The organism is Mycolicibacterium sp. lyk4-40-TYG-92, from assembly GCF_030209435.1.
In the GTDB taxonomy this organism is placed as follows: Bacteria; Actinomycetota; Actinomycetes; order Mycobacteriales; family Mycobacteriaceae; genus Mycobacterium.
In genome coordinates, this window is sequence record NZ_JARVRX010000018.1 from 66,393 (window position 1) to 84,458 (window position 18,066).

General features: G+C 69.2%; 17 protein-coding genes. 14 read left to right on the forward strand and 3 right to left on the reverse strand.

The genetic code is table 11. The annotated features are described in order from the left end of the window. Positions 1-11: 11 nt before the first annotated feature. The 8 genes from cobO to QRN63_RS23835 all read left to right on the forward strand — a co-directional run bounded on the left by cobO (position 12) and on the right by QRN63_RS23835 (position 9,300). On the forward strand, positions 12-626 hold the full coding sequence (gene cobO / locus QRN63_RS23800; RefSeq protein ID WP_285033444.1) for a cob(I)yrinic acid a,c-diamide adenosyltransferase: 615 nt from the start codon (positions 12-14) through the stop codon (positions 624-626). Positions 627-633: 7 nt separating this feature from the next. Continuing rightward, positions 634-2,028, forward strand: coding sequence for a cobyrinic acid a,c-diamide synthase CobB (locus tag QRN63_RS23805; protein ID WP_285033445.1), 1,395 nt, complete (start codon positions 634-636; stop codon positions 2,026-2,028). Positions 2,029-2,050: 22 nt separating this feature from the next. Further along, positions 2,051-3,280 (forward strand): uroporphyrinogen-III C-methyltransferase, encoded by a 1,230-nt coding sequence (cobA, locus tag QRN63_RS23810; protein ID WP_285033446.1) that lies wholly within the window; start codon positions 2,051-2,053, stop codon positions 3,278-3,280. A 55-nt stretch (positions 3,281-3,335) separates the two neighbouring features. Next, positions 3,336-4,871 (forward strand): MFS transporter, encoded by a 1,536-nt coding sequence (locus QRN63_RS23815; protein WP_285033469.1) that lies wholly within the window; start codon positions 3,336-3,338, stop codon positions 4,869-4,871. A gap of 36 nt (positions 4,872-4,907) precedes the next feature. Further along, positions 4,908-6,332, forward strand: a complete 1,425-nt coding sequence (locus tag QRN63_RS23820) for an alpha/beta hydrolase (RefSeq protein ID WP_285033447.1) — start codon at positions 4,908-4,910, stop codon at positions 6,330-6,332. Positions 6,333-6,390: 58 nt separating this feature from the next. Next, positions 6,391-6,807 (forward strand): hypothetical protein, encoded by a 417-nt coding sequence (locus QRN63_RS23825; RefSeq protein WP_285033448.1) that lies wholly within the window; start codon positions 6,391-6,393, stop codon positions 6,805-6,807. A gap of 79 nt (positions 6,808-6,886) precedes the next feature. Continuing rightward, on the forward strand, positions 6,887-7,543 hold the full coding sequence (locus QRN63_RS23830) for a 4a-hydroxytetrahydrobiopterin dehydratase family protein (RefSeq protein ID WP_285033470.1): 657 nt from the start codon (positions 6,887-6,889) through the stop codon (positions 7,541-7,543). Between the two features lie 11 nt (positions 7,544-7,554). After that, a complete protein-coding gene (locus tag QRN63_RS23835) occupies positions 7,555-9,300 on the forward strand; it encodes a proline--tRNA ligase (protein ID WP_267317029.1) in 1,746 nt (581 codons plus the stop codon). A 95-nt stretch (positions 9,301-9,395) separates the two neighbouring features. Here QRN63_RS23835 and QRN63_RS23840 read toward each other — a convergent pair whose 3' ends face one another. The 3 genes from QRN63_RS23840 to QRN63_RS23850 all read right to left on the reverse strand — a co-directional run bounded on the left by QRN63_RS23840 (position 9,396) and on the right by QRN63_RS23850 (position 11,479). Next, positions 9,396-10,328: a type IV toxin-antitoxin system AbiEi family antitoxin domain-containing protein gene (locus QRN63_RS23840; protein WP_285033471.1), complete on the reverse strand. Its 933-nt coding sequence runs from the start codon at positions 10,326-10,328 to the stop codon at positions 9,396-9,398. 153 nt (positions 10,329-10,481) lie between these two features. Further along, positions 10,482-10,949, reverse strand: a complete 468-nt coding sequence (locus QRN63_RS23845; RefSeq protein ID WP_285033449.1) for a ferritin-like domain-containing protein — start codon at positions 10,947-10,949, stop codon at positions 10,482-10,484. Continuing rightward, the gene (locus tag QRN63_RS23850; protein WP_285033450.1) at positions 10,946-11,479 is read right to left on the reverse strand and encodes a hypothetical protein; all 534 of its coding nucleotides are present in this window, start codon (positions 11,477-11,479) and stop codon (positions 10,946-10,948) included. Before QRN63_RS23850 ends, QRN63_RS23845 begins: the two co-directional genes overlap by 4 nt. A 168-nt stretch (positions 11,480-11,647) precedes the next feature. On the opposite strand from QRN63_RS23850, the gene rimP reads away from it, so the two are divergent. From rimP to QRN63_RS23880, 6 genes are all read left to right on the forward strand, one after another. Continuing rightward, positions 11,648-12,202, forward strand: a complete 555-nt coding sequence (gene rimP, locus QRN63_RS23855) for a ribosome maturation factor RimP (RefSeq protein WP_267317033.1) — start codon at positions 11,648-11,650, stop codon at positions 12,200-12,202. Beyond that, positions 12,199-13,236 (forward strand): transcription termination factor NusA, encoded by a 1,038-nt coding sequence (gene nusA / locus QRN63_RS23860; RefSeq protein WP_267317034.1) that lies wholly within the window; start codon positions 12,199-12,201, stop codon positions 13,234-13,236. The genes rimP and nusA overlap by 4 nt, the downstream gene beginning before the upstream one ends. A gap of 56 nt (positions 13,237-13,292) precedes the next feature. Continuing rightward, the gene (locus QRN63_RS23865; protein WP_285033451.1) at positions 13,293-13,610 is read left to right on the forward strand and encodes a YlxR family protein; all 318 of its coding nucleotides are present in this window, start codon (positions 13,293-13,295) and stop codon (positions 13,608-13,610) included. A gap of 133 nt (positions 13,611-13,743) precedes the next feature. Next, complete coding sequence (gene infB / locus QRN63_RS23870; protein ID WP_285033452.1) at positions 13,744-16,593, forward strand: translation initiation factor IF-2; 2,850 nt, start codon at positions 13,744-13,746, stop codon at positions 16,591-16,593. Beyond that, the gene (gene rbfA / locus QRN63_RS23875) at positions 16,594-17,070 is read left to right on the forward strand and encodes a 30S ribosome-binding factor RbfA (protein ID WP_285033453.1); all 477 of its coding nucleotides are present in this window, start codon (positions 16,594-16,596) and stop codon (positions 17,068-17,070) included. Beyond that, complete coding sequence (locus QRN63_RS23880) at positions 17,039-18,046, forward strand: DHH family phosphoesterase (RefSeq protein WP_285033454.1); 1,008 nt, start codon at positions 17,039-17,041, stop codon at positions 18,044-18,046. The genes rbfA and QRN63_RS23880 overlap by 32 nt, the downstream gene beginning before the upstream one ends. Positions 18,047-18,066: the final 20 nt, after the last annotated feature.

Below are 18,066 nucleotides of genomic sequence, written 5' to 3' on the forward strand. Positions count from 1 at the left end.
GGAAGAACGTCATGCCACAAGGACAACCGCTCGTCGTCCCCAACGACGGACTGACCACCAAAGCGCGCCGCAATGCGCCGATCCTGGCGGTGCACACCGGCCCGGGTAAGGGAAAGTCCACTGCCGCTTTCGGTATGGCGCTGCGCGCCTGGAACCAGGGGTTCGACGTCGCGGTGTTCCAGTTCGTCAAGAGCGCCAAGTGGAAGGTCGGGGAGGAGGCGGCGTTCCAGGCCCTCGGCCGGCTGCACGACGAGCAGGGCGTCGGGGGACCGGTGCAGTGGCACAAGATGGGCTCGGGCTGGTCGTGGACCCGCCGCCAGGGCTCCGACGAGGACCACGCCGCCGCGGCCGTCGAAGGCTGGGCCGAGATCGCGCGGCGGCTGGCCGCCGAGCAGCATGACTTCTACGTCCTCGACGAGTTCACGTATCCGCTCAAGTGGGGCTGGCTGGACGTGGAAGAGGTGGTCGAGGTGCTCCGATCCCGTCCCGGCACCCAGCACGTCGTCATCACCGGCCGCGACGCCCCGCCGCCGCTCCTCGAGGCCGCCGACCTGGTGACCGAGATGACCAAGGTCAAGCACCCCATGGACGCCGGCCGTAAGGGCCAGCGCGGCATCGAATGGTGAGTGCGGTGTGACCACCCACCCCGCCCCGGCGGTCGTGATCGCGGCGCCGTCCTCGGGCAGCGGCAAGACCACGGTGGCCACCGGTCTGATGGGTGCCCTGCGCCGCGCCGGGCACACGGTGAGCGCTGCGAAGGTCGGTCCCGACTTCATCGACCCCGGTTACCACGCGTTGGCCACCGGCCGGCCGGGCCGCAACCTGGACCCGGTCCTCGTCGGCGACGATCTGATCGGTCCGCTCTACCGGCACGGCAGTGCGGGCTCCGACATCACCGTCGTCGAAGGCGTCATGGGCCTGTTCGACGGCCGCATCACCGATCAGCCGATGTCCCCGGCACCCGGGTCGACGGCGCATGTCGCCGGGCTGCTCGGCGCGCCGGTCGTGCTGGTCGTCGATGCCCGGGGACAGAGCCAGAGCATTGCCGCTCTCCTGCACGGCTTTTCGACGTTCGGCCAGGCCGGGGCGAGCGGAGCGACGGGTATATCGCCGGTGCGGATCGCCGGGGTGATCCTCAACAAAGTAGGCTCGCCGCGCCACGAACAGGTATTGAGGCAGGCCTGCGAGCAGGCCGGCATCCCGGTATTCGGCGCCATCCCGCGAAACAGCGGACTGGAGATCCCGTCCCGGCACCTCGGCCTGGTCACGGCCGTCGAGCACGGCCGCCGCGCGCACGAGGCCGTCGATGTCATGACCGAGCTGGTCGCCCGGCATGTCGATATCGAAGCCGTCGCGCGGTGCGCCGGCATCGGTGCGCTGGCACCCGCGTGGGCCCCCGAACTGGAGCCGGTGGCGAACGTAGCCGTCGCGCTCGCCGCGGGCAAGGCGTTCAGTTTCGGCTACGCCGAGCACGCCGAGCTGCTCGAGATGGCCGGTGCCCGGGTCGTCGCCTTCGATCCGCTCACGGAACCGCTGCCGGACGGCACGCAGGCGCTCGTCATCCCCGGCGGGTTCCCCGAGCAGTTCACCGCCGAATTGTCGGCCAACGCCGTTGTGCGCGAACAGATTGCCGCACTGGCGGCAGCCGGCGCACCGGTACACGCGGAGTGCGCCGGGCTCACCTATCTGGTCGACGACCTCGACGGGCACCCCATGTGTGGCGTGCTGCCGGGCTCGGCGCGCTTCACCGAGCGACTCACCCTGGGTTACCGGGATGCCGTGGCGCTGGCCGACTCGAGCATGCACGCCGCGGGCGAGCGCGTCACCGGTCACGAATTTCACCGCACCACAGTCGAATTCGCCGAGGAGCAGCCGCCGGCGTGGGTCTTCCGGGGCGCCGGGCAGGCCACGGTGCATGACGGCGCGGTCCGCGGCGGCGTGCACGCCGGCTACCTGCACACCCATCCGGCCGCGCATCCGCACTCGGTGCGTCGGTTCGTATCGGCGGCAACTAAACTCGTCGGGTGATACTGCGCGCGCGAGGAGCAAAATGACGTCCCAGCATGCCTACCTCGTGGGGCTGCATCTGTCCGGCAAGAAGGTCGTGGTGGTGGGTGCCGGCAGTGTCGCCCAGCGCCGCTTGCCGCTGCTGATCGCCAGCGGCGCCGACGTCCACGTCGTCGCACCCGCGGCCACCCCGGTGGTCGAGGCGCTGGTCGACAACCCCGACGGCACCGGCATCACCCTCACCGCTCGCGAATTCCAGAACGACGACCTCGACGGCGCCTGGTACGTGCTGGCCGCGACCGACGACGAGGCCGTCAACGCCGCGGTGGCCGACGAGGCCGACCGCCGCCGCATCTTCTGCGTCCGCGCCGACGCCGGCTCCGAAGGCACAGCCGTGACGCCGGCGTCCTTCGAATACGACGGCCTGACGGTTGGGGTGCTGGCCGGCGGCGAACACCGGCGTTCGGCGGCGCTGCGCACCGCCATTCACGAGGCGCTGCACCGCGGCGCCATCGGCGACGCCGCCGAACCCGACAGCTACAGCGGAGTCGCGCTCGTCGGCGGCGGTCCGGGCGACCCCGAGCTGATCACCGTCCGCGGCCGCCGGCTGCTGGCCCACGCCGATGTGGTCGTGGCCGACCGGCTGGCCCCGCAGGAGCTCCTCGCCGAGCTCGGCCCGCACGTCGAGGTGATCGACGCCGCCAAGATTCCGTACGGCCGGGCGATGGCCCAGGACGCCATCAACGCCGTTCTGATCGACCGGGCCAAGGACGGCAAGTTCGTGGTTCGTCTCAAAGGCGGCGACCCGTTCGTCTTCGCGCGCGGTTATGAAGAGGTGCTGGCATGCGCCGAGGCGGGCATTCCGGTCACCGTCGTACCCGGTGTGACCAGTGCCATAGCGGTTCCGGCCCTCGCCGGTGTTCCCGTCACGCACCGGGCCGTGACCCACGAATTCGTGGTGGTCAGCGGCCACGTGGCGCCGGGGCATCCGGAATCGTTAGTGAATTGGGACGCACTGGCCGCGATGCGCGGCACGATCGTGCTGCTGATGGCCGTCGAGCGCATCGAGCTTTTCGCCAAGGTTTTGCTGCAAGGCGGCCGACCTGCGGAAACGCCGGTCCTGGTGGTCCAGCACGGGACGACGGCGGCACAGCAGACGCTGCAGACCACGCTTGCCGACGCGCCGGAGGACATCCGTTCGGAGGGCATTCGACCTCCTGCGATCATCGTGATCGGGGACGTCGCGGCCTTCGCAGGGTTAAAGAAATCTTAAGATTACTGTAAGGTAGCTTTCCATGACGGCTCTCAACGACGCTGAGCGCACCGCCATGGCATATAGCCGCCGCGAACCGCTCACGATGCACGTAGGGCAAACCGAGGACGAGCGTAAGAGCTGGTACCCGGCTTGGCTTCCGTCCCCTCGCTTCATTTCCGCGGTTATCGCCATCGGTGGCATGCAGCTACTGGCCACGATGGACAGCACTGTCGCGATCGTTGCTCTTCCTAAGATTCAAGACGAGCTCGGTCTCTCCGATGCCGGCCGCAGCTGGGTGATCACTGCTTACGTGCTGACCTTCGGCGGTCTGATGCTGCTCGGTGGCCGCCTCGGCGACACCATCGGCCGCAAGCGCACCTTCATCGTCGGCGTCGCTCTCTTCACCATCGCTTCCATCCTGTGCGGCGTTGCGTGGGACGAGACCACCCTGGTCATCGCCCGGCTGTTGCAGGGTGTCGGTTCGGCCATTGCCTCACCGACAGGCCTGGCGCTCGTCGCCACCACCTTTCCGAAGGGCCCGGCCCGCAACGCCGCGACCGCGATCTTCGCGGCCATGACCGGCGTCGGCTCGGTGATGGGCCTCGTCGTCGGCGGCGCGCTGACCGTCTTCTCGTGGCGCTACGCGTTCCTCGTGAACGTGCCGATCGGCCTGGTCATGATCTACCTGGCCCGCACCACGCTGACCGAGACCTCCCGCGAGCGCATGAAGCTCGACGCGGCCGGCGCCATCCTGGCGACCCTGGCCTGCACCGCGGCGGTGTTCGGTTTCTCGATGGGTCCGGAGAAGGGCTGGATGTCCCCGCTGACGCTGGGCTCCGGGGCGGCGGCAGCCGTGCTGTTCGTGGCGTTCCTCTTCGTCGAGCGCAGCGCCGAGCACCCCGTCGTGCCGTTCAGCCTGTTCCGGGACCGCAACCGCGTGGCCACCTTCGCCGCGGTCTTCCTGGCCGGTGGCGTGATGTTCACGCTGACCGTGCTGATCGGCCTGTACGTGCAGGACATCATGGGCTACAGCGCGCTGAAGGCCGGTATCGGCTTCATCCCGTTCGTCATCGCGCTCGGCATCGGGCTGGGCCTGTCCTCGCAACTGGTGGCGATGTTCTCGCCGCGGGTGCTGGTGATCGCCGGCGGCGTCCTGGTGCTGGCCGCGATGATCTACGGCTCCACCCTCAACGGCGGCATCCCGTACTTCCCGAACCTGGTCATCCCGATCACCGTCGGTGGTTTCGGTATCGGCATGATCGTGGTGCCGCTGACCGTCTCGGCCATCGCCGGCGTCGCGCTCAGCGACATCGGCCCGCTGTCGGCCATCGCGCTGATGCTGCAGAACCTCGGCGGCCCGGTGGTGCTGGCCGTCATCCAGGCCGTCATCACCTCGCGCACCCTGTACCTCGGCGGGACCACCGGTCCGGTCGCGAAGATGAACGCCGCGCAGCACACGGCACTCGACCACGGTTACACCTACGGCCTGCTCTGGGTCGCCGCAGTGGCGGTGATCGTCGGTGTGGTGGCGCTGTTCATCACCTACACCGCCGACGAAGTCGCGGCGGCACAGGACACCAAGGAAGCGCTGGACGCCGGCGAGCTCTGACGCTCCAGCTCGGCGTAGTTCTCCCGGAGGATCGGCGTGCCCTCGTTTGCCACCCATGCGTCGCTGACGCATGGGTGGCTGCCGTTTCTGGTTCAGGTCGTGGCTTTCGCCGCACTGTGCTTCGCGGTCGGACGACGGTCGCGGCAGTGGAGCGTCAGCCGGTTGCCGTGGGCGCTCGCTGTCGGCGTCGCGTGTGCCGCCGGGTTGTACTGGTACATCACCTCGCTCGGCATCGCCGGCGACCCCGCCCCGGTGTGGCTGTGGATCTGGACGGCGCTCGGCGGGTTCGCCGTCTCGGTCCTGATTCTCGGCTGGCGCGGATCCCCCTGGCGGCGCCGCGGGATGGCAGTGCTCGCCGTGCCCCTGTGCGCAGTCTGCGCGCTGCTGATGATGAATGTGTGGGTCGGGTACTTCCCGACCGCGTACGTGGCGTGGCACAAGTTCACCGTCGGCAAGGTGCCCGACGAGGTGGACCGCTGGACGGTGACGGCCATGCAGCTCAAGGGCATCCGGCCGCCGCGCGGAGTCGTCGTACCCATCTCGACCAGCTCGCAGGAATCGAACTTCTCGCACCGCGCCGAGCTCGTCTACCTGCCGCCGGCCTGGTTCGCCAGCAATCCGCCGCCGCAGCTGCCGACGGTCATGATGATCGGGTCGCAGCTGAACACCCCGGCGGACTGGATCTGGGCGGGCAATGCCAAGGCGACCATCGACGACTACGCGGCCGCGCACGGCGGTGCGGCGCCGGTGTTCGTCTTCGCCGACGCCACTGGTTCCTTCAACAACGACACCGAATGCGTCAACGGCAGCCACGGCAATTCGTCGGTCCACCTGACCAAAGAGGTCGTTCCGTACCTGATCTCGAACTTCGGCGTCAGCCCTAAGCCCGAGAACTGGGGCATCGTCGGCTGGTCGATGGGCGGCACCTGCGCGGTGCAGCTGACCGCGCGACATCCCAACCTGTTCAGCGCATTTGTCGACATCGCCGGCGATCTGAGCCCGAACATCGGCAGCAAGGACCAGACCATCGCCAAGCTGTACGGCGGTGACGCGGCCAAATGGGCCGAGTTCGATCCGAGCACCGTGATGCGGCAGTACGGCCGGTACCGCGGAATCTCCGCGCTGTTCGAAATCCCCGGCACCGTCGCGGCCTGCAACGCGCCCGGTCCCGGAGTGCCGCGCGATGCGCGGGCGAATCCGGAGGGTCAGGACATCGCGGCCGGAACGTTGTGCGAAATCGCCCGGCAGCACGGCATCAACGCCGAGATTCGTGCGCTGCTCGGACTCCATGACTGGGGCTTCGCCAACGAGGCGTTCGCGGATTCGCTGCCGTGGGTGGCCGGCAAGCTGCATTCGCCGGGAGTCGCGACTCCGGCCGGGCGGCCGGGCGCGCCGGTGACGTCCACCACCCCGGACGCGGGGAGTGCGGCGGCCGGCCCGCACACCGTTCCGACGCTCTAGCGCATCGTCGGCGTCGCCCGGTGGTCGGCGCCCCAGGTTTCGCTGCTATTCATGGTGCATGACTGCATTGCGCGCCCGGGCTGTGATCGCGGCGGCTGTGCTCGCCGCGACGGCGATCACGGGATGCCAGCGCCCACCGGCTCCCGGGCCACAGGCCGGTGCGCTGACGGGCGCCCCGATCCTCAATACCGTCACCGCGCAGGCCGTGGTGCGGGACGTGGGCGCCGCAGGCCTGCCGGTGGCCCACCCGCGGGATGTGTCCAAACAGAAATGCCCCGACATCAAGTGCATCGAGGCCATCGAGACGGACCCGATCACTGTGCTGATCTTCTCGACCACCGGCGCCGCCGAAGGCTATGCGGGCGCGACGCCGAGCACGTTCCAGGCGATGAACATCGTCCTGCAGTTCGGTCCGACGGTCACCGCGACAGACAAGACCGCGTACGAGCAGGTGGTGAACAAAGAGCTGCTCTGAGGACGCCTCAGCGCCGCAGTGCTATGCATTGAGGCATGACCGTCAGGGGGTGCGACATGGTCGCAGGGGCCGAATCATGATGCGGCGTCAGGAGATTTCGGATGCGGTGACCCCGCTGGGGTGGCGTCTGGTGCTCGGCGCTGTCTCCGCGGAGGTGCTGACGTCCGGCCTGGCGGCCTCGGCAGCGCTGGCCGCCGCGGTGGTCGAGGCGAGCGGACCGCAGGCGCAGGGACACCTGACCCTCGACATCCGCGCCGACCGCGTCGTCATGCGGCTGCGCTCGGCTGATGGCGTCACCGCGCACGACATCTCGCTGGCACGGCACATCTCTGACGCACTTGGCGATCGCGGCGCGGCGACCACGCCGGGCGACGTGTCGGTCCAGGCGATCGAAGTCGCGATCGACGCCATCGACATCCCGGCGGTGCGCCCGTTCTGGAAGGCCGTCACCGGCTACGTCGACGAAGTGGGGCCGTCGGATGTGAGCGGGGGACTCGTCGACCCGGCCGGCCGTGGCCCGGCCCTGTGGTTCCAGCAGATGGATGTGCCACGGCCACAACGCAACCGCATCCACCTCGATGTCGATGTGCCGCACGACCAGGCTGCGGCACGCATCGAGGCCGCGCTGGCTGCGGGCGGCACACTGCTGAGCGACAACGAAGCACCCGCGTTCTGGGTGCTCGCCGACGCCGAAGGCAACGAGGTGTGTGTCTGCACCTGGCAGGGCCGCGATTAAGCTGGCCCCCCGTGATCACCCGCATGTCCGAGCTGTTCCTGCGCACCCTGCGCGACGACCCCGCCGACGCCGAAGTGCCGAGCCACAAGCTGCTGATCCGGGCCGGCTACGTCCGCCCGATCGCGCCCGGCCTGTACAGCTGGCTGCCGCTGGGGCTGAAGGTGCTGCGCAAGATCGAGGACGTCATCCGCAGCGAGATGAACGCCATCGGCGCCCAGGAGATTCTGTTCCCGGCACTGCTGCCGCGCGCCCCCTACGAGACCACCGACCGTTGGACCGAATACGGCGACAACCTGTTCCGGCTGCAGGACCGCCGCAAGAACGACTACCTGCTGGGGCCCACCCACGAGGAGATGTTCACGCTGACGGTCAAGGGGGAGTACTCGTCGTACAAGGACTTCCCGCTGCGGCTCTACCAAATCCAGACCAAGTACCGCGACGAGGCGCGTCCCCGTGCCGGCATCCTGCGCGGCCGCGAGTTCATCATGAAGGACTCGTACTCGTTCGACATCGACGACAGCGGACTCAAGGACGCCTACCACGCCCACCGCGAGGCCTACCAGCGCATCTTCGACCGGCTGGCGGTCAAGTACGTCATCGTGTCCGCGGTGTCGGGCGCCATGGGCGGCAGTGCCTCCGAGGAGTTCCTGGCCGAGAGCGAGGTCGGCGAGGACACCTTCGTGCGTTGCCTGCAGTCGGGCTACGCGGCCAACGTCGAGGCCGTCGTCACCGCGGTTCCCGAGTCGCTGCCGATCGAGGGCCAGCCTGAGGCCGTCGTCTACGACACGCCCGACGCCCCGACCATCGCGACCCTGGTGGACTGGGCCAACACGGCCGGTCTGGGCCGGGAGATCACCGCTGCCGACACGTTGAAGAACGTGCTGCTGAAGGTGCGCCAGCCGGGCGGCGAGTGGGAGCTGCTGGGTATCGGTGTGCCCGGCGACCGCGAGATCGACGAGAAGCGTCTGGGCGCGGCGCTCGAGCCGGCGGAGTTCGCCCTGCTCGACGATGCCGACTTCGCCGCCAACCCGTTCCTCGTGAAGGGGTACGTGGGTCCGAAAGCCTTGCTGGACAACGGCATTCGATTCCTGGTGGACCCGCGGATCGTCGACGGCTCGTCGTGGATCACCGGTGCCGATGCGCCCAACAAGCACATCGTCGGCATGGTGGCCGGCCGGGACTTCGTGGCCGACGGCACCATCGAGGCCGCCGACGTCCGTGACGGTGATCCCTCGCCCGACGGCGCCGGGCCCCTGGTGTCGGCGCGCGGCATCGAGATCGGGCACGTCTTTCAGCTGGGCCGCAAGTACACCGACGCCTTCAGCGCCGACGTCCTCGGCGAGAACGGCAAGCCGGTGCGGCTGACCATGGGCTCCTACGGCATCGGGGTGTCGCGCATGGTCGCGGTGATCGCCGAGCAGCACCACGACGAGCTCGGGCTGCGTTGGCCGTCCTCGGTGTCGCCGTTCGATGTGCACCTGGTCATCGCCAACAAGGACGCGGAAGCTCGTACGGGCGCGACCGAGCTCGCCGGCGAGCTCGACCGGCTGGGCCTGGACGTGCTGCTCGACGACCGCACCTCATCGCCGGGCGTGAAGTTCAAGGACGCCGAGCTGCTGGGTGTGCCGTGGATCGTCGTGGTCGGCCGCGGCTGGGCCGACGGCACCGTCGAGCTGCGCAACCGCTTCACCGGCGAGAAGACCGAAGTGCCGGTCGACGGCGCCGCAGCGGCGATCACGGCGGCGCTGGCGGGGTAGCCCGGTCGGCGGCCTCCACGCGGACAACCATCCGCTACGCCGAGGATTGTCGTCACTATCTGGCGGCAATCCTCGGCGTTGGCGTATGGCGGCGGTCAGGCTGCGAGGTCGAGGCGGGTGTATCCGCAGGCCGGCCCGCACGCATGGCCACTGACGTCGATACCGTGCTGTCGCATCACTTGAGCGATCTTGGCGGCAGTCTGGCACGGTCGGTCGAACACTTGTCGATAGCCGAGCCGGACGGTCGACCGGCCATCTACCGCGGCGTCGAGGTCGCGCTCGAAGTCCTTGTTCCGGGCGGATGCCGAGTCGTGAAACAGGCGGCCGTCCAGTTCGACCACGAGCCGCTCCGCGTATTCGGCGTCGCGATAGACCACACCAAGCGAGGACACGAAACGGGTCTGCCGTTTGGCCCGCGGCAGGCCATGCGCGCGTTCGATGCGATTGCGGTATCCGTACTCGAGAACAGAGCAGGTTCCCTCGGCGATATCGACCAGAACTGCGCGCAGCCACCGCCGACCGCGAATACGTCGGCGGGAGTCGAATACTCGCAGAAGACGGTCTGCGGTGGTGCGCCTCGACTGGCAGGCATCGGCCAGTACCGCGATCGCATCGAAACCCGTGGCGCGGGCAGCAACGTCAAGGGCGGCCTCCTCATAACGCAGCCGTGGCGGCCCGACGTTCCAGAGCACCCGTCCGTCCAGGTGATCGATGTGGTGGATACGTACGCCTTCCGGTTCGACCAGCATCGCTCGATGCCGCGAGACCGCGATGTGGATGAGCGGGCCTTCGATCGATAAGGCGGACTCAAGGCACAATGCCGCCGGCGCCGCGTAAAGAACTGCGGCCCAGGCCCGTTGGAGCCAGGTCAGCGGACCTGTGTGGTCGATGTATACGCCGGCGTGGACCCGTGCCCATTCGTTACGTCTGAGCAGCCGACGGATCTGGTGGTCCCGTAGCCCTGCATCGATGGCTTGACGACGCGAAATGACGCCCGCCTGATGGCGAACCAATTCATCGATGTCCACGCCACCGATGCTGGCCGATCGTCGCTTTTTGAACCAGCGCCCGGTCACCAGCCTGTGGATAACCCAGTTACGCCGAGGACTGTGGTCACCATCTGGCGGCAATCCTCGGCGTTGGTGCCGGTTCCGAGTCTGCCTGCCGAGCCTCGCGCTGCGTTACTCGGCGCCGCCGGGGAACGCCACGACTGCCGGCGTCACGCCGAGGGCCACGCGCCACCGGGCCGCCAGCACCGCGCAGTCGGTGAGCGCCTTGACGGCCAGGGTCCGGTCCTCGGTGGTGGTGGCCTGCTCGGCCACGGCGCGCCAGGCGACGGCGGTGTCCTCTTCCATCTGCAGTGCCAGCTTGCTCGCGTCGGTCGGGTTGTTCGCGTCGATGGGGAGCTGATAGCCCGCGGCCGGCAGTGGCGCCGGCACCGATCGTGCGGCGAGGGCGGCGATGCCCGCTTCGCGGTTCACCCGGTGCTTGGCCATGGCCTCGGCCACCAGATCGTTGTCGTCGGGTGTGGTGTGCGCAGACACCAGGCCGTAGCCGTAGATGGTGCCGTGCTCGGCGGCGATGGCGTCGTACAGCGCGGCGTCGGCGGCGCTGCCCGGGCGGGTCGGAGTGGGTTGCGGGCTGGTCATGGCGCGGCCTGTCCAGCGAGTGTGACGGTGTGCGCAGTGGTGCACGCGGCGGCGATCGAGGCCAGCAGCCCGGCCCGGTAGCCCGATTTGCCGGCCGCGGCGCGGCCCGCACTGTCGGCGGCCTGCTCCAGCGCCGCGACGACTTCCTGAGGTGTGGGGGGCGGGGGCGCGGGGGTGGCGCCCGGCGTCGGCGCAGCGCTCGTAGCCGAGGTCTCGGTGGTGGACGACGACGGTGCAGCCGGCGGGCTGCCCATCCGGGTCAGTTCGTCGGACAGCGCGCGGGCATGCGCGTCCCGGAGCGTCGCGACGGACGTCAGTGCCGGCGCCAGCTGCGGCGGTACGCCGGCCACGGCGGACGTGGCCAGCTGGCTGTCGCGCCGGGCCCGGTCGAGTTCGGCGGTCAGGATGTCCAGGGCGGGATCGCGCTGCGGTGCGGACCCGCAGGCCGACGCCGCGCCGCCGAGCAGCGCCAGAGCCGCCGTGCCCAACAGGACACGCCGTCGGCTGACGGTGGTTTCGGTGTGCGGCACAGGCACATCCTGCCATTGCCTGCGCTGGCTTCCCGGCACCGCGGCGCCGGGTGTTCTCGGGTGCTGCGGTCGCGATTGCCATTCGGCCATGCGCTGCTGGCGTATCGTTGGTACCGGGTTCACCCTTCTGGGGGCCCTGTCCGCACAACTCAAGATGAGGAGCTCGCCGTGGCCCGGGACACGCCGGAACGACCGCTGCCACCCAGTCGGTTACCGACCACAGGCCAGGTGCTTGAGCTGCTCAGCAGTGCTTTTGCGGATGCCGGATACGACATCGAAGATGTGCGGGTGGACGCTGCCGCGCGGCCCCCGCGGATCGTCGTGGTGGCCGACGGCGACTCGGGTCTGGACCTCGATGCGGTCGCCGACCTGTCCCGCGTCGCATCCGAACTGCTGGACCAGGAGACGGCCGACTCCGAGCCGTATGTGCTGGAGGTCACCTCGCCCGGCGTCGAGCGTCCGCTGACCGCGGAGCGGCACTACCGCCGCGCCCGTGGTCGCAAGGTCGAGCTGACCCTGGCCGACGGCACGTCGCTGACGGGCCGGCTGGGCGAGCACGACGGCAGCGCGATCCAACTGGTCGTCGCCAACCGCGGAAAGCTGTCGGTGCAGCCCGTCGCGCTCGCAGATATTACGAAAGCTGTTGTACAGGTTGAATTTTCACCACCCAATCGCCGGGAACTGGAGCTGGCGGGTATGACCGGAGAGGGGGCCGACGGATGAACATCGACATGGCGGCACTGCATGCCATCGAGGCGGACAAGGGAATCAGCGTCGACGTCGTCGTCGACACCATCAAGACGGCGCTGCTGACCGCGTACCGCCACACCGAAGGGCACGAGCCCGACGCGTACATCGACATCGACCGCAAGTCGGGCAGCGTGCGGGTGATCGCCCGCCAGACCGACACCGACGGGACCGTCATCCACGAGTGGGACGACACCCCCGAGGGATTCGGCCGGATCGCGGCGACCACCGCGCGCCAGGTCATCCTGCAGCGGTTGCGCGATGCGGAGAACGAGAAGAACTACGGCGAGTTCTCGGCGCGCGAAGGCGACATCGTCGCCGGCGTGATCCAGCGCGACGCCCGGGCCAACGCCCGCGGTCTCGTGGTGGTGCGGGTCGGCACCGAGGCCAAGGGGTCCGAGGGCGTGATCCCGGCCGCCGAGCAGGTGCCGGGGGAGAGCTACGTGCACGGCGACCGGGTGCGCTGCTACGTCGTCGGGGTGACCCGCGGCGCGCGCGAACCCGTCATCACCCTGTCGCGCACCCACCCGAACCTGGTGCGCAAGCTCTTCTCGCTGGAGGTCCCCGAGATCGCCGACGAGTCGGTCGAGATCGTCGCCGTGGCGCGCGAGGCCGGGCACCGGTCCAAGATCGCCGTGGCATCGCGGGTGCCGGGGCTGAACGCCAAGGGCGCCTGCATCGGCCCGATGGGTCAGCGGGTGCGCAACGTGATGAGCGAGCTCTCGGGCGAGAAGATCGACATCATCGACTACGACGAGGACCCGGCGAAGTTCGTCGCGAACGCGTTGTCGCCGGCCAAGGTCGTGTCGGTGACGGTGATCGACGAGGCGCAGCGCGCGGCGCGGGTCGTGGTGCCTGATTTCCAGCTGTCGCTGGCGATCGGCAAGGAGGGCCAGAACGCCCGCCTGGCGGCGCGGCTCACCGGTTGGCGCATCGACATCCGCAGCGACGCCGACGGTCAGGGGGCGCCCGCCGCCCAGGGCGGCCGCAGCGGCGGCCACGATCGCTGAGGCGAAAACCCGCAGTTACCGGCGGCGTGTCGGGGCCGCGACCGCGATTGAAGTTCATGGGCCCCGAGACGGTAGACTGCACTGTGATCCAGCGCGAGACTCCGACAGCTCCGGTGCGTACCTGCATCGGCTGTCGGAAACGAGAGCTGGCCGTCGACTTGCTTCGAGTGGCAGCTGTACGCGACGGGAACGGTAAATGCGCCGTCTCGGTCGATGCAGCGGGTAACCTGCCGGGTCGGGGTGCGTGGTTGCACCCGGTTCAGCAGTGCCTCAACGCGGCAGTTCGGCGGCGAGCATTCGCCCGAGCGTTGCGCATCACCGGTTCGCCGGACACCTCTGCGGTCGAAGAGTTCTTCAGTGCCTTACCCGCCTGACGGACCCTGAACACCACAGCTAGAGAACAGGTAGCGAAGAACATGAGCACACCGTGAAGTCCCGATGACCATGCGTCATAGCTAAACCGAGGCGCGGCCTACCCACCGCTGACGCCTCACGACGAGGAGAGAAGTGGCAGCAGGTAAGGCACGCGTACACGAGTTGGCAAAAGAACTCGGTGTCACCAGCAAGGAAGTGCTCGCCCGACTGAGCGAACAGGGCGAATTCGTGAAATCTGCGTCCTCCACTGTGGAGGCGCCCGTCGCACGCCGGTTGCGTGAGGCGTTCGGCGGCGGCAAGCCCGCCAAGTCCGAGGCATCGGCCGCTCCGGCGGCCGCGAAGCCGTCGGGTGCCCCGAAGCCCGGCGCACCCAAGCCGGCTCCCGCCGCGGCACCTGCCGCGCCTGCTCCGGCCGCCCCGGCCGCAGCAGCTCCGGCACCCGCACCGGCGGCTCCCGCCGCCGGTGGACCCAAGCCCGGCGCACCCCGGCCTGCGGCTCCGCAGCCCCAGACCCCGGCTCCGGCTGCGCCCGCCGCTCCGGCAGCGTCGGCGGCCCCGGCCGCTCCGGCTCAGCCGCGTCCGGCCACCCCGGGTGCGACCCCGGGCCCGCGACCTGGCGCACCCAAGCCGGCCCCGCGGGCTCCGCGCGTCGGCAACAACCCCTTCTCTTCCCAGCAGCCGGTCGAGCGCCCGGCCCCGCGTCCGGCTCCCGGTCCCGGTGGCCCGCGTCCGGGTCCCGGCGCCGGCGGTCCCCGTCCTGGCGGCGGCCCGCGTCCGGGTGTCACGCCGGGCAACATGCCCCCGCGTCCGCCGGGTGCCCGTCCGGGTGCCGTCGGTCGTCCGGGTGGTCCGCGTCCCGGCCCCGGTGGCGGTCCGCGTCCCGGTGGCGGCCCTCGTCCCGGCGGTGCCGGTGGCGGCGGTAACTACCGCGGCGGTGGCGCCGGCGGTGGTGCTGGTGCCGGCGCAGGTGCCGGTGGTGGCTTCCGTGGTCGTCCCGGTGGCGGCGGCGCTCCCGGTGGCGGTGGCCCCGGTGGTGGCGGCGGTCGTCCCGGTCAGCGCGGCGGTGCCGCGGGTGCCTTCGGGCGTCCCGGTGGCGCGCCCCGTCGTGGCCGTAAGTCGAAGCGGGCGAAACGCGCCGAATACGAGAACATGCAGGCGCCGATCGTCGGTGGCGTGCGGTTGCCGCACGGCAACGGCGAGGTCATCCGCCTCGCCCGCGGCGCGTCGCTGAGCGACTTCGCCGAGAAGATCAACGCCAACCCGGCTTCGCTGGTGCAGGCGCTGTTCAACCTGGGCGAGATGGTCACCGCCACCCAGTCGGTGGGCGATGAGACCCTCGAGCTGCTGGGCGGCGAGATGAACTACGTCGTGCAGGTCGTGTCCCCGGAGGACGAGGACCGCGAGCTGCTCGAGTCGTTCGACCTGACCTACGGCGAGGACGCCGGCGACGAGGACGACCTGGCCAGCCGGCCGCCGGTGGTCACCGTCATGGGCCACGTCGACCACGGTAAGACGCGACTGCTGGACACCATCCGCAAGGCGAACGTCCGCGAGGGCGAAGCCGGTGGCATCACCCAGCACATCGGCGCCTACCAGGTGCTGACCGAGCTGGACGGCAACGAGCGTCTGGTGACGTTCATCGACACCCCGGGTCACGAGGCGTTCACCGCCATGCGTGCCCGTGGTGCCAAGGCCACCGACATCGCGATCCTGGTGGTCGCCGCCGACGACGGCGTCATGCCGCAGACGGTGGAGGCCATCAACCATGCTCAGGCCGCTGATGTGCCGATCGTGGTTGCGGTCAACAAGATCGACAAGGAAGGCGCGGATCCGCAGAAGATCCGGGCGCAGCTGACCGAGTACAACCTGGTGGCCGAGGAGTACGGCGGCGACACCATGTTCGTGGACATCTCGGCCAAGCAGGGCACCAACATCGACGGCCTGCTCGAAGCAGTGCTGCTGACCGCGGATGCCTCGCTGGACCTGCGGGCCAACCCCGACATGGAGGCCCAAGGCGTGGCCATCGAGGCGCATCTGGACCGCGGTCGCGGTCCGGTCGCCACGGTGCTGATCCAGCGCGGCACGCTGCGCGTCGGCGACTCGATCGTCGCCGGTGACGCCTACGGTCGCGTCCGCCGCATGGTCGACGAGCACGGTGAGGACGTCCACGAGGCGCTGCCGTCACGTCCGGTCCAGGTGATCGGCTTCACCTCGGTGCCCGGCGCCGGCGACAACCTGCTGGTGGTCGACGAGGACCGCATCGCCCGGCAGATCGCCGACCGGCGCAGCGCGCGTAAGCGCAACGCGCTGGCCGCACGTTCGCGCAAGCGCATCAGCCTGGAAGACCTGGATTCGGCGCTGAAGGAAACCAGCCAGCTGAACCTGATCCTCAAGGGCGACAACTCGGGCACCGTCGAGGCGCTCGAGGAGGCCTTGATGGGCATCCAGATCGACGACGAGGTGGAACTGCGCGTCATCGACCGCGGTGTCGGTGGTGTCACCGAGACCAACGTCAACCTGGCTTCGGCCTCGGACGCCATCATCATCGGCTTCAACGTCCGTGCCGAGGGCAAGGCGACCGAGCTGGCCAACCGCGAGGGTGTCGAGATTCGGTACTACTCGGTGATCTACCAGGCCATCGACGAGATCGAGAGCGCGCTCAAGGGCATGCTCAAGCCGGTCTACGAGGAGAAGGAGCTCGGCCGCGCCGAGATCCGCGCCATCTTCCGGTCGTCGAAGATCGGCAACATCGCTGGTTGCCTCGTGCAGTCGGGCATCATGCGGCGTAACGCCAAGGCCCGCCTGCTGCGCGACAACATCGTCATCGCCGAGAACCTCACGGTGTCCTCGCTCAAGCGCGAGAAGGACGACGCCACCGAGGTGCGCGAAGGCTACGAATGTGGTCTGACGCTGACGTACAACGACATCAAGGAAGGCGACGTCATCGAGACGTACGAGCTCGTAGAAAAGGCTCGGACGTAGGTGGCGGATCCAGCACGGGCCAAGCGATTGGCCAAGCGCATCTCAACGATCGTCGCTTCGGCGATCGAATACGAGATCAAGGATCCACGGCTGGACGGCGTGACGATCACCGATGCCAAGATGACCGGTGATCTGCACGACGCCACGCTGTACTACACGGTCATCGGGACCAGCCTCGACGAGGAGCCGGACTACGCCGGCGTCGCGGCTGCCCTGGAGAAGGCCAAGGGCGCGTTGCGCACGAAAGTCGGCGCGGGGACCGGAGTTCGGTTCACTCCGACGCTGACTTTCCAGCGCGACACCGTGCCCGATGCGGCTCTGAAGATGGAAGAGCTGCTCGCCCGGGCCCGTGCCGCTGACGAGGACGTTGCTCGCATCCGCGAGGGTGCCAAGCACGCCGGTGACGCCGATCCGTACCGTGTGGTGGGGGACAGCGATTCCGAGGATGCAGGTGACGGCGATCGAACCGACGACTGAGATTCGGCCGCAGGGCGCGCGGGTTGACGCGCGCGGTGCGGCCGACTTACTCGGTGCGGTCGACAGCGTCAGCGTGGTTGCCCACGTCTACCCCGACGCCGACACCATCGGGGCGGGCCTGGCGCTCGCATTGGTGCTCAGCGAAGCCGGTAAGGACGTGCAGGTCGGTTTTGCCGCTCCTGCGACCGTGCCGGATTCGCTGCAGACCCTGCCCGGTGGGCATCTGTTGGTGCCGCCGGACCAGATGCGTCCGGACGCCGACCTGGTGGTCACCGTCGACATCCCGAGTGTGAACCGGCTGGGGTCGCTGGCCAAGCTGGCCGATCCCGGAAGGCAGGTGCTGGTGATCGATCACCACGCCTCGAACCGGTTGTTCGGTACCGCGAATTATGTTGACCCATCGGCAGATTCGACCACCATGTTGGTGGCCGAGCTGCTCGATGCCTGGGGCAAGCCGATCAAGCTACCGGTGGCGCACTGCCTGTACGCGGGGCTGACCACCGACACGGGTTCGTTCCGGTGGGCCAGTGCCCGGGCGTATCGCCTCGCGGCGCGGCTGCTCGACATCGGCGTCGACAACGCCGCGGTCAGCCGCGCGCTGCTGGACACGCACCCGTACTCGTGGCTGCCCATGCTGTCTCGCGTGCTGTCGACGGCGTGCCTGGTGCCCGCGGCCGCCGGCGGTAAAGGCCTGGTGTATGCCGTTGTGTCGCACCAGGAATACGCGGCTGCGCGGTCGGAAGAGGTCGAGAGCATCGTCGACATCGTGCGAACGACGTCCGAGGCCGAGGTGGCCGCGGTGCTCAAAGAGATCGAGCCGGGGCAGTGGTCAATGTCGCTGCGTGCCAAGACCGAGGTCGACGTGTCGGTGCTGGCGAGCTCGTTCGGCGGCGGCGGTCACCGCTTCGCGGCGGGCTACTCGTCGACGGGCACCGCGGACGACGTCGTCGCGGCCCTTGTCGCCGCCTTGTCTTGATCGTCTCACTGCCTTGATGG